Genomic DNA, 13445 nt, shown 5'->3' on the forward strand with positions numbered 1-13445 from the left:
TCCGTAGGATGGGTAGAGCGAAGCGAAACCCATCGATTGTATCCGCGCGGTGAGATGATGGGTTTCGCTGCGCTCCACCCATCCTACGACCCTAATCTCGGTCTCACCTGCGTGATGGCGACGCCGGAGATCGCGAGCAGCGCGCCGACAGCCAGCTTTGGGGTCACGCGTTCGCCAAGGAACATCACGCTCGAGATCAGGGCGAACACCGGAAGCAGCAGACCGAACGGGGCGACGTGGCCCATCGAGCAACGCCCGATCAGCCAGAACCAGAGGCCAAAGCCGACAATGCCGCCGATGAAGATGGTGTAGGCGAGCGCCAGCCAGCCGTGTTGATCCGCCGTGCCAAGGCTCGCCAGCTGTCCATATTCGAGCAGCAACGACATCAACATCACCTGCGGCACGGTGAGCAGCGACGACCAGCCCATCAACATCAGCGGATCAAACGGGCCGTAGCGTTTCGTCAGGACGTTGGACACCGCGAACGCGAACGCCGCCCCGACCACAAGCAGCAGCGGAAGCGCGTTGGTCGACAGCCCCGGCCCCGCCGCCAACACCACCACGCCGGCGAATGCAAGCACCACGCCGGCTGACGTGACGAGAGACGGCCTCTCCGCCAGCAGCGGCCAGGCCAGCAGGACGGTGAAAGGCGGCGCGAGTTGATAGGCGACAGCCGATATGCTTCCCGAGCCGAGCCCAAGACCAACATAGAACAGCCCGAAGTTCAGTCCACCAAGGAAAAGCGAAATAGCTGCGATAGGGCCGAACTGTTGACGCGTGGGCCTCTTGACGAACGGAACAAGCAGCAGCGCGATCGCCAGGAAGCGCAGTGCGAGGAAGAACAGCGGCGGAAACTCCGCGACGCCCACCTTGATGGCCACGAACTGAAGACCCCAGAGCAAGGGAACGGCCACTGCGCAGACGATCTGGATGGCAGTCATGGCATCATTCCTTTCAAGACCGATCAGTCTAGATATGGACGCACCAATAGCGAAGGCGTCCACGGGTTATTGCTTATCTGATGAAGCGATCGAGCAGCGCGTCAGCGGTGGCTTGCCATGTGACCCGTGTCTGTGCCGTTTTGGCGACCACTCGCAACCCCCAAACGAAACAGACGAGAATTCGGGCGGCACTTGCAGGCTCGACACTATCGGCCAATCTGCCGGCCGCCTCCGCGCGGGACAGTACGTCTGACAACCTGGCTTCCATGGTTTTGAAAAAGCCCGCGACGCGACGTCCAACCTCGGCATCCTGGCCGGCCAGCTCCATGACCGTCGCCACCAGCAGGCATCCGCGCCGGCCATTGGCGCCGCTGGCGCGCTCGACGTAACCGGCAAGGTAGGCCCGTAGACCGGCAACCGGTTCCTTACGAGGGTCGAGTTCGACATCCATCCGCGTCAGCGCATCGGCGATGTAGCGATCGAGCGCGCGCAGGAACAGCGAGTGCTTATCCCCGAACGCGGCGTAAAGGCTACCACGCGAGAGCTTCGTCGCACGCAGCAGGTCCGGCAGCGCCGTGGCATGATAGCCGCGCGACCAGAACACATCCATCGCGCGTTCGACGGCGGCTTCCATGTCGAAGCTTCGCGGACGGCCACGGGGCAGCTGCATGGCGGTTTGGCGGCTCATGACCAATATATAGACCAATTGGTCTAGATATCGCAAGTGATAGTTTCAGGCGATTGACGTGCAGGATGGGTGGAGCGGAGTGCGGTGGACCACCTCTCCCTTCGTCATTCCGGGGCTCGCGAAGCGAGAGCCCCGAGCCTGTCATCCGGCGCGCGTTCGCGCGACCCGTTGGCAGGTGTCTTCTCGCGAGACGCGATGCGCCTTGCGAGGACGGTGACAAGCAAGCCCGGTCTCGCCGCGGAGAGCACGAAGTAAGCCGTAACGCCATCGCGCAGGGAATGCCGGAGTGTCTCCCGCTGAACCTGTATGCTCGTGTGTGTCTTTGTTTCCACTTTTGCACACGAGACCGCGGGTGCAGCGCGCACCCGGCATTCCCTGCGCCCTCTTCGAGTAAGAGGGCGGAACGAAATCCAAAGCTCGGACAAATCGTGTCGCGAGAATGCGAAGCTGCGTCCTCACCCACACTGTCATCGCCCGGCTCGACCGGGCGATCCAGTACGCCGCGGCCTCTCGATTCAAGCACCGGCGTCTCTGGAATACTGGATCGCCCGGTCGAGCCGGGCGATGACACCGAGATGAAGTATACAATGACGCTGCGTCGTATCGCGCGAGAACCATCCTCATCGTCGTCCTGGCCAAGTGCGCGATTGCGCACCAGGCCAGGACGACAGCGTGATTTTGGCGCAAAGATGCAATTGCAAGTGAGTGGCGATTGCGCGTGACGACTGACACTTGATGTTCACGGACTCCCTGCTAAACCCCCGCCCATGAGTTCTTCCAGCACCAGCGCACCCAACACCAAGACATCCGTCGCCGCGATCTCGATCCTCGCCAGCGGCAGCATGGCCGTGGCGAAGTTCGTCGTCGGCATCGCGATCGGGTCGCTGGCGCTGATCTCAGAGGCGCTGCACTCGTCGATCGACCTGATCGCCACCATCATCACCTGGGCGGTGGTGCGGGTGTCGGACCAGCCGGCCGACGCCGAGCATCATTACGGCCACGGCAAGTTCGAGAGCGTCTCGGCGCTCTTTGTCATCGCCCTGCTTTATGTGCTGGCCGGCGGCATCCTGGTGCAGGCCTATAGCCATCTGCGCGAAGGCGCGCCGCCGCCGTCGATCTCAGCCATTCCTTTCGTCGTCCTCGTCCTCGATATCGGCGTCAATCTGTGGCGGGCCCGCGCGCTGCACCGCGCCGCGCGCGACACCAAGAGCCAGGCGCTCGCCGCCGACGCACTGCATTTCGCCTCCGACGTGATGGGATCCGCGGCCGTCATCGTCGGCCTGGTGCTGGCGGGCTTCGGCTTCTGGTGGGGCGATGCCGCGGCCGCCATCGCCGTTGCCGTGATGATCGCCCTGCTCGGCCTGCGCATGGCGCGCGAGACGGTCGAGACCCTGCTCGACCGCGCGCCCGAAGGCGCGCTGGAAAAGGCCACCGCGGCCATCAAGGCCGTGCCGGGCGTGGTCGACGTCGAGCGCCTAAGGGTCCGCATGGTCGGCGCTACGCATTTCATCGACGCCATTGCCGCCGTGCCGCGCACCTACCCGATCGACCGCGTCGAGGACATCAAGCGCAGGGCGCAGCAGGCGATGACCAAGGCGTTCGGCGACGCCGACCTCACCTTCACCGCGGTGCCGGTGGCGCGCGACAATGAGAGCGTGCGCGAGCGCATCATGGTGATCGCGCGCAACTCCGGCCTCGCCATCCACCACGTCACCGTGCACGACATCGGCGGCAAGCTGATCGTCGGCATCGACCTCGAGGTCGACAGCAACATGGCGCTGGACGCCGCCCACGACATCGCCCACGAGCTCGAGCGCGCGATCCGCGAGGATTTTGGCGAGGACGTCGAGGTCGACACCCATATCGAACCGCTCGAGCCGGAATTGCCGTGGGGAACCGACGCCGCGCCCGACCGCGTCGAGGCCATCAAGACCGCGCTGACCGGATTTGCCGATGGCGGCGCGATCCACGACATCCATAATGTGCGGGTCCGCAACACCGACGCCGGCGAGGTCGTCAACTTCCATTGCCGTGCTGAGCCCTCGATGAGTGTGATCAAGGCGCACGAAAGCGTCGACCAGATCGAACGCAAGCTGCGCCGCGCGTTCCCCACCGTGAAGCGTGTGATCAGTCACGCAGAACCGACGCGCGCGTAATTCTACGGAGCCGTTCCTGTTTCGGACTCACTTTGCGCCTGCTGATTCTCTCTTGGACAAGAATTTTTTCGCATTAACGAATCGTTGACTCTCGACAGCCCGGGAAATCTGGATTCAAATCATCATGATTCGGATGCGACGTGGGGAGCATCCGGTCCGGGTAAAAAATCAGCTTAGATGGGGGTCTAAGGCATGGCGCGCGCGCATGCAGCGAACGCTTGTGTCCAATCCGATTCGATCAAGGGATTGGCGCAGTCGATCGCGAAACCGGCCTATCACAGGCTCTTGACGGCCGAGCCTGCACTGCGCCGCGCTGTCCCTACGCTGATCATCGCCTTCCTCATCACGATCTGCCTCGGCGCCTTCGTCCAGGTGATCGACCAGAACCGGCAGAAGCGCGGCGCGATGAAGCGCGACCTGGCCGCGCTCTCCGACATCCTCGCCGAGCGTCTCGACCGCCTGACCTCGGTGCGGCGCGACCGGCTCGCCAATATCGAGCGGATGCAGGAGCTGCTGCCGGATCTCATTCCGTCCTGGGGCATCGCCAACGGCCGCCATGTCATCATCACCAGCGCCGATCACCGCGTGCTGGCGCGCGTGCCGATCGACGGCGCCGGCGAGAACGACCGCGTCCTCGACATCGTCTCCACCGCGCAGCTCCTGGTCGCACCGGGCCAGCAGGGCGCGGTCAGTGACATGACCCTGCCGGGCGGCACCGGCGCGCTGGCGATCTCGCAACTCGTCAAGTCGCTGCCCGGCCAGGTCGTCGTCATCCAGGAGATGAACGAGCCGATCTGGGGATCGGACGCCGCGCTCTCGGTGACGCTGTCGGCGACCACGAGCTTCGTGGTGCTGATCCTCGGTTTCGCCTTCCACTGGCAATCGACCCGCGCCCGCGAGGGCGACCTGATCAACGACGCCGTGCGCGGCCGGATCGACACCGCGCTCAATCGCGGCCGCTGCGGATTGTGGGACTGGGACCTGTCGCGCGGCCGGATCTTCTGGTCGCAGTCGATGTTCACCCTGCTCGGCCTCGATACCCGCAACGACCTCCTCACCTTCGGCGAGGTCAACGCGCTGGTGAACTCCGACGACATCAATCTGTTCGACATCGCCGAGCAGCTGATCTCGGGCAAGATCGATCACATCGACCAGAGCTTCCGCATGCGCCATGTCGGCGGCCACTGGATCTGGCTGCGCGTGCGCTGCGAGCTCAGCCACGCCGCGGCCGACAGCGGCCTGCACTTGATCGGCATCGCAGTCGACATCACCGAACAGAAGAGCCTCGCCGAGAAGTCGGTGGAAGCCGACCTCCGGCTGCGCGACGCCATCGAGACGATTCCCGAGGCCTTCGTGCTCTGGGACGCCGAGGACCGCCTCGTGCTGTGCAACTCCCACTTCCAGCGGCTGCACAAGCTGCCCGATTCCGCCGTCAGCCCCGGCACGTCCTATGAGACCGTGATCGAGGTCGGCAGCATGCCCGAGGTGCGCACCCGCCTGCACGAGAGCGGCGTGCCCGCGCCGGGCGCGCGTACCTTCGAAGCCCAGCTCGACGACGGCAGCTGGCTGCATATCAGCGAGCGCCGCACCAAGGACGGCGGCTACGTCTCCGTCGGCACCGACATCACCCGCATCAAGGCGCACGAGCAGAAGCTGGTCGACAACGATCTCCGCCTGCGCGCCACCGTGATCGACCTGCAGCGCTCGCAATCCGAGCTGGAGCGCCAGGCCGTCGAGCTCGCCGACCTCGCCGAAAAATATTCGCAGGAAAAGACCCGCGCCGAGGACGCCAACGCCGCGAAATCGAAATTCCTCGCCAATATGAGCCATGAGCTGCGCACCCCGCTCAACGCCATCATCGGCTTCTCCGAGATCATGGGCAGCGGCCTGTTCGGCACGCTCGGCTCGGACAAGTACGCGGAATATTGCCACGACATCCTGACCTCAGGGAAATACCTGCTCGAGGTCATCAACGACATCCTCGACATGTCGAAGATCGAGGCCGGCCGCATGAAGTTCGACATGGAGCCGCTCGACCTCTCCGGCATCCTCGCCGAGTCGCTGCGGGTGGTCTCTGGCCGCGCCGAGCACAAGGGCCTGTCGCTGGAATCGGATATCGAAAGCACGATCTCGGTCGTCGCCGATCGCCGCGCGGTCAAGCAGATCATCGTCAACCTGCTCTCCAACGCCGTGAAGTTCACGCCCGACAACGGCCGCGTGCTGGTGCGCGGCCAGATGCTCGATGACTCGATCGTGCTGCTGATCGCCGACAGCGGCATCGGCATCGCGCCGGAATCGCTGCGGCGGCTGGGCAAGCCGTTCGAGCAGGTCGAGAGCCAGCTCACCAAGAGCTACCAGGGCTCGGGCCTCGGACTTGCGATCGCGCGCTCGCTCACCAACCTGCACGGTGGCTCGATGAAGCTGCGCTCCAAGCTCGGCGTCGGCACCGTCGTCCGCATTACCCTGCCGCGCGATCCGCGTAGCTTGCGGGCGAAGCTGCAACAAGCGGCCTAGGCTGGCTACGCGCTCTCCAGCTTCGGCGCGACCTCGCGCGCGACCTGCACCAGGGCTGCGATCAAGGGTGTCATCGGATCACGCTGCGGGATCACCAAGCCGATGCTGTAGTCGACGACGGGATCGACGATCGGAATGCTGCGCACGGCATCGGCAAGGCCGAGCGTCTCGGCGAGCTTGGCCGGCATCACGCTGGCCCAGCGTCCGGTCTTCACATGGGTGTAAAGCACGAGCAGTGAATTCGACGTCAGCGTCGGCGTCGCCTCGGCACCGACCGAGGTCAGCGCGCGATCGATGATGCGGCGGTTCTGCATGTCGGGCGTGAGCAGGCACAGCGGCACGGTGCCGACTTCCTTCCACGTCACCTGCTTGCGGTCGCCGAACATCGCATCCGGCGCCGTCAGCAGACGATAGCTCTCGTTGTAGAGCGGGATGGTGCGGACCTTGCCGATCGGCTCGTTCTCGATGTAGGTCAGCCCGGCATCGACCTCGAGATTTTCAAGCAGGCCGAGCACGTCGGCGGACGTGCACGACTGGATGCGAAACCGCACATCGGGATGGCGCGCCCGGTACGGCGTGGTGAGCGAGGCCACCATGCCGAGCGCGGTCGGGATCGCGGCGATCCGGATCTCGCCGGACAGCTTGTCCTTGAGGCTGTTGATCTCCTGCTTCATCGCCCGCGCATCGCCGACGATGCGCCGCGCCCAGTCCAGCGTCCGTTCGCCCTCCGGGGTGAAACCCTGGAAGCGGGATCCCCGCTGCACCAACATCACGCCGAGGATTTCCTCGAGCTGCTTGAGACTGGTCGACATGGTCGGCTGGGTGACCCCGCAGGCCTCCGCAGCCCGGCCGAAATGCCGTTCCTTGGCCAGCGCCAGCAGAAGTTCCAGCTTGTCGATCAAGGTTCAAATCCCTTCGGAAGCGGCGCCCCGAATGGCGCCCGACGTGTCCATAGGTAGCACGATCGGGGTGCGATCCCGAAATCCAAAGCGCCCCGGAAGTCCGTGATTCCAGAACATTATTGCGATCCCGGATCGACCCATTCGGCAACGCTATTAATCGCGTTTCGCAATCGCCGCATGAGACAACTTTATTGATGTTTCGAAGGATTCCAATTCTCATGTGCAAAGCAAAAAACTGATCGTGAGAAGCGCTGATGACGGTGGGATATGAACCTTGGGACAAGGCGCGCGGCGCGGAGATCATCGCCGAGCATGCCGGGCTTGAAGGCGCCACGCTGGTGATCCTGCACGCGCTGCAGGAAGCCTTCGGCTACGTGCCGGAGCCCGCGATCCCGATGGTGGCGGAGGCGCTCAATCTGTCCCGCGCCGAGGTGCACGGCGTGTTCACCTTCTACCACGACTTCCGCAAGCAACCGGCCGGACGCCACGTCCTCAAGCTCTGCCGCGCCGAGGCCTGCCAGGCCGCCGGCGGCGATCGGCTTGCGGCGCGCGCGGAGACGAAGCTCGGCGTATCCTTAGGCAATACCACCGCGGACGAGCGGGTGACGCTGGAGCCGATCTACTGCCTCGGGCTCTGCGCCACCGCACCCTCGGCGATGCTGGATGGCCGGCTGATTGGCCGGCTCGATGAAGCGCGCATCGACGCGCTGGTCGCGGAGGCACAGCGATGACGATGCGCATCTACGTCCCCCGCGATGCCGCCGCTGTCGCGGTCGGCGCCGACGATGTCGCCCTCGCCTTCGCGCAGGCCGCAGCGGCGCGTGGCGCAGCGATCGAGATCGTCAGGAACGGCTCGCGCGGACTGTGCTGGCTGGAGCCGATGGTCGAGCTGGCAACTGCCCAGGGCCGGATCGCCTTCGGCCCGGTGACACCTAAGGACGTGCCGTCGCTGCTCGATGCGATGGCGGGCAGCGGCCAGCATGCCCTGCGGCTTGGTGTCACGGACGAGATTCCCTGGCTGAAGCGCCAGACCCGCCTGACCTTCGTCCGCTGCGGCGTGGTCGATCCGCGCTCGGTCGACGACTACCGCGCCCATGGCGGCTACAAGGGCCTGGAACGCGCGCTGACGCTGAGCTCCGATCAGATCCTTGCCGACGTCACCACCTCGGGCCTGCGTGGCCGCGGCGGCGCCGGCTTCCCCACCGGCATCAAGTGGAAGACGGTGGCGCAGGCCAGCGCCGACCGCAAATACATCGTCTGCAATGCCGACGAAGGTGACAGCGGCACGTTCGCCGACCGCATGATCATGGAAGGCGACCCCTTCGTCGTGATCGAGGGCATGACGATCGCGGGTATCACGGTCGGCGCCACCAAGGGCTACATCTACATCCGCTCGGAATATCCGCACGCGGTCGAGGCGATGAACGCGGCGATCGTGGCCGCCCGGCGCGCCGGCTTCCTCGGCAAGCGTATCGGCGGCACCAAGCATGAGTTCGATCTCGAAGTACGGGTCGGCGCCGGCGCCTATGTCTGCGGTGAAGAGACCTCACTGCTGGAGAGCCTCGAGGGCCGCCGCGGCATCGTGCGGGCCAAGCCGCCGCTGCCCGCGCATAAGGGCCTGTTCGGCCGTCCGAGCGTGATCAACAACGTGCTGTCGCTCGCGGCGATCCCCTTCATCCTCGACAACGGCGCCAAGGCCTATGCCGATTTCGGCATGGGCCGCTCACGCGGCACGATGCCGATCCAGCTCGCCGGCAACATCAGATATGGCGGGCTGTTCGAGACCGCTTTCGGCGTCACGCTCGGCGACCTCGTCGACGAGATCGGCGGCGGCACCTTCAGCGGACGCGAGGTACGCGCGGTGCAGGTCGGCGGCCCGCTCGGCGCTTACTTCCCCCGCGCGCTGTTCGACACGCCGTTCGACTATGAGGCATTCGCCGCGCGCGACGGCCTGATCGGCCATGGCGGCATCGTGGTGTTCGACGACAGCGTCGACATGGTCAAGCAGGCGCGCTTCGCGATGGAGTTCTGCGCGATCGAATCCTGCGGCAAATGCACGCCGTGCCGGATCGGCTCGACCCGCGGCGTCGAGACCATCAACAAGATCATCAACGGCGAGCGCGTGGCGGAAAACCTCGCCGTGATCGAAGACCTCTGCAACACCATGAAATTCGGCTCGCTGTGCGCGCTCGGCGGCTTCACGCCCTACCCCGTGATGAGCGCACTGAAACACTTCCGGGAAGATTTTGGCGGAGATTTAGGTCCCGCACCGGCCCGGCTGCAGGCCGCGGAATAGCAAGGAGATCACGATGTCGCTGATCCAGGAAATCGATTTCGGCACGCCAAAATCCAAATCCGAGGCGATGGTCACGCTGACCATCGACGGCAACCAGATCACGGTGCCCGAGGGCACCTCGATCATGCGCGCGGCCATGGAAGCCGGCACCCAGATTCCAAAGCTCTGCGCGACCGACATGGTCGACGCCTTCGGTTCCTGCCGGCTCTGCCTGGTCGAGATCGAGGGCCGCGCCGGCACACCTGCCTCCTGCACCACGCCGGTGATGCCCGGCCTCGTCGTGCACACCCAGAGCGATCGGCTGAAGAAGCTGCGCAAGGGCGTGATGGAGCTCTACATCTCCGACCACCCGCTGGACTGCCTGACCTGCGCGGCGAACGGCGACTGCGAATTGCAGGACATGGCGGGCGCGGTCGGCCTGCGCGACGTGCGCTACGGCTATGAAGGCGAGAACCACGTCTTCGCCAAATCGCACGGCTGCGAAAACGACAACTGGATGCCGAAGGACGAATCCAATCCCTATTTCACCTACGATCCCTCGAAGTGCATCGTCTGCTCGCGCTGCGTCCGCGCCTGCGAGGAAGTGCAAGGCACCTTCGCGCTGACGATCTCCGGCCGCGGCTTCGACAGCCGCGTCTCGCCCGGCATGAGCGAGAGCTTCCTCGGCTCCGAATGCGTGTCCTGCGGCGCCTGCGTGCAGGCCTGCCCGACCGCGACGCTGACCGAAAAATCCGTGATCGAGATCGGCCAGCCCGAACACTCGGTCGTCACCACCTGCGCCTATTGCGGCGTCGGCTGCGCCTTCAAGGCCGAGATGCGTGGCGAGGAAGTGGTGCGCATGGTGCCGTGGAAGGACGGCAAGGCCAATCGCGGCCATTCCTGCGTCAAGGGCCGCTTCGCCTGGGGCTACACCACACACAAGGAGCGCATCCTGAAGCCGATGATCCGCGAACGGATCGAGGATCCCTGGCAGGAAGTGTCGTGGGACGAGGCGTTGAATTTCGCCGCCGCCAAGTTCAAGGGCATCCAGCAGAAATACGGCCGCGACGCGGTCGGCGGCATCACCTCGTCGCGCTGCACCAACGAAGAGACCTATCTGGTGCAGAAGCTGATCCGCGGCGGCTTCGGCAACAACAATGTCGACACCTGCGCTCGCGTCTGCCATTCGCCGACCGGCTACGGCCTGTCGCAGACCTTCGGCACCTCGGCCGGCACGCAGGATTTCGATTCGGTTGAGGACACCGACGTCGTGCTGATCATCGGCGCCAACCCCGCCTCGGCTCACCCGGTGTTCGCCTCGCGGCTGAAGAAGCGGCTGCGTCAGGGCGCCAAGCTGATCGTGCTCGATCCACGCCGCACCGAGATGGTGGAATCACCGCATGTGAAGGCGCTGCATTTGCCGCTGATGCCCGGCACCAACGTCGCCGTGCTCACCGCGCTCGCCCATGTCATCGTCACCGAAGGACTCGTCGACGAAGCCTTCGTGCGCGAGCGCTGCGACTGGAGCGAGTTCGAGGATTGGGCCGCCTTCGTCGCAGAGCCGAAGCACAGCCCCGAAGCCACCGCGATCATGACCGGCGTCGATCCGAACGATCTGCGCGAGGCGGCGCGGATCTACGCCACCGGCGGCAACGGCGCGATCTATTACGGGCTCGGCGTCACCGAGCACAGCCAGGGCTCGACCACGGTGATCGCGATCGCCAACCTCGCGATGGTGACCGGCAATATCGGCCGGCCCGGCGTCGGCGTGAACCCGCTGCGCGGCCAGAACAACGTGCAGGGCTCCTGCGACATGGGCTCGTTCCCGCACGAGCTGCCGGGCTACCGCCATATCTCCGGCGATGCCGTGCGCGAGCAGTTCGAGGCGATGTGGAACGTCAAGCTCAACAACGAGCCGGGCCTGCGCATCCCCAACATGTTCGATGCCGCGATCGAAGGCAGCTTCATGGGGCTCTATGTGCAGGGCGAGGATATCTTGCAGTCCGACCCGAACACCAAGCATGTGGTGGCGGCGCTGTCGGCGATGGAATGCGTCATCGTTCACGATCTCTTCCTGAACGAGACCGCGAACTACGCCCACGTCTTCCTTCCCGGCTCGACCTTCCTCGAGAAAGACGGTACCTTCACCAACGCCGAACGCCGCATCCAGCGCGTCCGCAAGGTGATGACGCCGCTCAACGGCTATGCCGACTGGGAAGTGACGATCATGCTTGGCAAGGCGATGGGCTACGAGATGAACTACAGCCATCCGTCCGAGATCATGGACGAGATCGCCGCGCTGACGCCGACTTTCACCGGCGTCTCCTATGCCAGGCTCGATGAACTCGGCTCGGTGCAGTGGCCTTGCAACGAGAAGGCGCCGGAAGGCACGCCGGTGATGCATATCGGCGGCTTCGTGCGCGGCAAGGGCAAGTTCATCATCACCGAATATATCGCGACCGACGAGCGCACCGGCCCGCGCTACCCGCTGCTGCTCACCACCGGCCGTATCCTTAGCCAGTACAATGTCGGCGCGCAGACCCGCCGCACCGAGAACGTGGTCTGGCACGCCGAGGACCGGCTCGAGATCCATCCGCACGACGCCGAGCAACGCGGCGTGCGCGACGGCGACTGGGTACGGCTGGCGAGCCGTGCCGGCGAGACCACGCTGCGCGCGCTGATCACCGACCGCGTGGCACCGGGCGTGGTCTACACCACGTTCCACCACCCGGACACCCAGGCCAACGTCATCACGACCGACTTCTCGGACTGGGCGACCAACTGTCCGGAGTACAAGGTCACCGCCGTGCAGATCTCGCCGTCGAACGGTCCGTCCGACTGGCAGAAGGCCTATGACGAGCAGGCCCGCAACTCCCGGCGCATCGCGCCGGTGGTGGAAGCCGCGGAGTAGCGATGCGAGAACCGGTCCACAAGGCGATACGGAAGGTCTGGCGCGACGGCGTCTTCAGTGAGGGCGCGCGCCTGATCCCGGAAGAGACGCCGCTGGCGCTGACCTATAATGGCGGCACCTACGCCGTCATGATGGGCTCGCCCGAGGACCTCGGCGACTTCGCGGTCGGATTCAGCCTGAGCGAAGGCATCGTGCAGTCGGCCGACGAGATCGAGACCCTCGACATCGTCGAGCTCGATGACGGCATCGAGCTGCGGATGTGGCTCAAGCCTGACAAGGCCGAACGGATCGCGGAGCGCCGGCGCAACATCGCGGGCCCAACCGGCTGCGGCCTGTGCGGGCTTGATTCCATCAGCGAGGCGGTCCGGCCGGCCGCGGTGGTGCCCGCGGGCCGCGTCTTCGCGCCGCGCGAGATCATGACCGCGGTTGCGGCGGTCGCGCCGCTGCAGGAGATCAACCACCAGACCCGCGCGGTGCACGCCGCCGCGTTCTGGACGGCCACGCGCGGCATCGTCGCGCTGCGCGAGGATGTCGGCCGCCACAATGCGCTCGACAAGCTCGCCGGCGCGCTGGCCCGCGACAAGGTCGTCGCGAGCGACGGCATGGTGCTGCTGACCAGCCGCGTCTCGGTCGAGATGGTGCAGAAGACCGCGGCGATCGGCGCGCCGCTGATTGCTGCCGTGTCGGCCCCGACCGCGCTTGCGGTACGGATGGCGGATGCCGCCGGCATCACGCTCGCCGCGATCGCCCGCGCCGATGGATTTGAAATCTTTACGCATCCGGAACGCGTCACAGGCGCGGTGCCCGGCAAGGAGTCCACTTATGTCGTCGTCGCCTGACAAACTGGTCTATATGGCGAACCAGATCGGGAAGTTCTTCCACAGCCAGGGGCACGACCGTGCGGTGCAGGGCATTTCCGAGCACATCTGGAAGTTCTGGGACCCGCGGATGCGCAAGCAGATCTTCGCCCATCTCGACACCGGCGGCGCCGGCCTCGACCCCGACGTCCGCGACGCCTTGCAGAAGCTGAAGCAGCAGGCGTAGCGAGGGGCTGCACC

At 65.3% G+C, this 13445-nt stretch carries 10 protein-coding genes; 7 read left to right on the forward strand and 3 right to left on the reverse strand.

What is annotated here, in order from left to right; all coding sequences use genetic code 11:
• Positions 1-83 precede the first annotated feature (83 nt).
• Together AAFG07_RS27615 and AAFG07_RS27620 are read right to left on the reverse strand one after the other, a co-directional pair.
• Positions 84-941 (reverse strand): EamA family transporter, encoded by an 858-nt coding sequence (locus tag AAFG07_RS27615; RefSeq protein ID WP_342729259.1) that lies wholly within the window; start codon positions 939-941, stop codon positions 84-86.
• Between the two features lie 73 nt (positions 942-1014).
• Positions 1015-1611: a TetR/AcrR family transcriptional regulator gene (locus tag AAFG07_RS27620; protein ID WP_342722966.1), complete on the reverse strand. Its 597-nt coding sequence runs from the start codon at positions 1609-1611 to the stop codon at positions 1015-1017.
• 785 nt (positions 1612-2396) lie between these two features.
• Here AAFG07_RS27620 and AAFG07_RS27625 point away from each other — a divergent pair.
• Both AAFG07_RS27625 and AAFG07_RS27630 read left to right on the forward strand, forming a co-directional pair.
• A complete protein-coding gene (locus tag AAFG07_RS27625) occupies positions 2397-3785 on the forward strand; it encodes a cation-efflux pump (protein ID WP_342722967.1) in 1389 nt (462 codons plus the stop codon).
• 192 nt (positions 3786-3977) lie between these two features.
• Positions 3978-6299 carry an ATP-binding protein gene (locus tag AAFG07_RS27630; RefSeq protein WP_342722968.1) on the forward strand — a complete coding sequence of 774 codons (2322 nt, stop codon included), beginning with the start codon at positions 3978-3980 and terminating at the stop codon, positions 6297-6299.
• Positions 6300-6304: 5 nt separating this feature from the next.
• On the opposite strand, the gene AAFG07_RS27635 is transcribed toward AAFG07_RS27630, so the two are convergent.
• The gene (locus AAFG07_RS27635; RefSeq protein ID WP_342722969.1) at positions 6305-7201 is read right to left on the reverse strand and encodes a LysR family transcriptional regulator; all 897 of its coding nucleotides are present in this window, start codon (positions 7199-7201) and stop codon (positions 6305-6307) included.
• A 254-nt stretch (positions 7202-7455) separates the two neighbouring features.
• Between AAFG07_RS27635 and AAFG07_RS27640 the strand changes: the two genes are divergently transcribed.
• Genes AAFG07_RS27640 through AAFG07_RS27660 form a run of 5 tightly spaced genes read left to right on the forward strand, consistent with a single transcriptional unit; the run spans position 7456 to position 13431 of the window.
• Complete coding sequence (locus AAFG07_RS27640) at positions 7456-7932, forward strand: formate dehydrogenase subunit gamma (protein ID WP_342722970.1); 477 nt, start codon at positions 7456-7458, stop codon at positions 7930-7932.
• Entirely contained in the window at positions 7929-9497 is a 1569-nt protein-coding gene (locus tag AAFG07_RS27645) for an NADH-ubiquinone oxidoreductase-F iron-sulfur binding region domain-containing protein (protein ID WP_342722972.1), read from the forward strand. The genes AAFG07_RS27640 and AAFG07_RS27645 overlap by 4 nt, the downstream gene beginning before the upstream one ends.
• Positions 9498-9510: 13 nt before the next feature.
• On the forward strand, positions 9511-12387 hold the full coding sequence (fdhF, locus tag AAFG07_RS27650) for a formate dehydrogenase subunit alpha (protein ID WP_342722973.1): 2877 nt from the start codon (positions 9511-9513) through the stop codon (positions 12385-12387).
• Positions 12388-12389: 2 nt separating this feature from the next.
• Positions 12390-13226, forward strand: a complete 837-nt coding sequence (fdhD, locus tag AAFG07_RS27655) for a formate dehydrogenase accessory sulfurtransferase FdhD (RefSeq protein ID WP_342722974.1) — start codon at positions 12390-12392, stop codon at positions 13224-13226.
• On the forward strand, positions 13210-13431 hold the full coding sequence (locus AAFG07_RS27660; protein WP_173641858.1) for a formate dehydrogenase subunit delta: 222 nt from the start codon (positions 13210-13212) through the stop codon (positions 13429-13431). The genes fdhD and AAFG07_RS27660 overlap by 17 nt, the downstream gene beginning before the upstream one ends.
• The last annotated feature ends 14 nt before the right edge of the window (positions 13432-13445 follow it).

Origin of the sequence: Bradyrhizobium sp. B097 (assembly GCF_038957035.1) — a bacterium.
Classification (GTDB): Bacteria; Pseudomonadota; Alphaproteobacteria; order Rhizobiales; family Xanthobacteraceae; genus Bradyrhizobium.

What these genes read in the sequence shown, in the direction of transcription:
- fdhD (WP_342722974.1), top strand. Translation starts at nt 12,390, where the DNA reads ATGCGAGAACCGGTCCACAAGGCGATACGGAAGGTCTGGCGCGACGGC.
- AAFG07_RS27660 (WP_173641858.1), top strand. Translation starts at nt 13,210, where the DNA reads ATGTCGTCGTCGCCTGACAAACTGGTCTATATGGCGAACCAGATCGGG.
- AAFG07_RS27620 (WP_342722966.1), bottom strand. Translation starts at nt 1,611, where the DNA reads ATGCAGCTGCCCCGTGGCCGTCCGCGAAGCTTCGACATGGAAGCCGCC.
- AAFG07_RS27630 (WP_342722968.1), top strand. Translation starts at nt 3,978, where the DNA reads ATGGCGCGCGCGCATGCAGCGAACGCTTGTGTCCAATCCGATTCGATC.
- AAFG07_RS27615 (WP_342729259.1), bottom strand. Translation starts at nt 941, where the DNA reads ATGACTGCCATCCAGATCGTCTGCGCAGTGGCCGTTCCCTTGCTCTGG.
- fdhF (WP_342722973.1), top strand. Translation starts at nt 9,511, where the DNA reads ATGTCGCTGATCCAGGAAATCGATTTCGGCACGCCAAAATCCAAATCC.
- AAFG07_RS27625 (WP_342722967.1), top strand. Translation starts at nt 2,397, where the DNA reads ATGAGTTCTTCCAGCACCAGCGCACCCAACACCAAGACATCCGTCGCC.
- AAFG07_RS27645 (WP_342722972.1), top strand. Translation starts at nt 7,929, where the DNA reads ATGACGATGCGCATCTACGTCCCCCGCGATGCCGCCGCTGTCGCGGTC.
- AAFG07_RS27640 (WP_342722970.1), top strand. Translation starts at nt 7,456, where the DNA reads ATGACGGTGGGATATGAACCTTGGGACAAGGCGCGCGGCGCGGAGATC.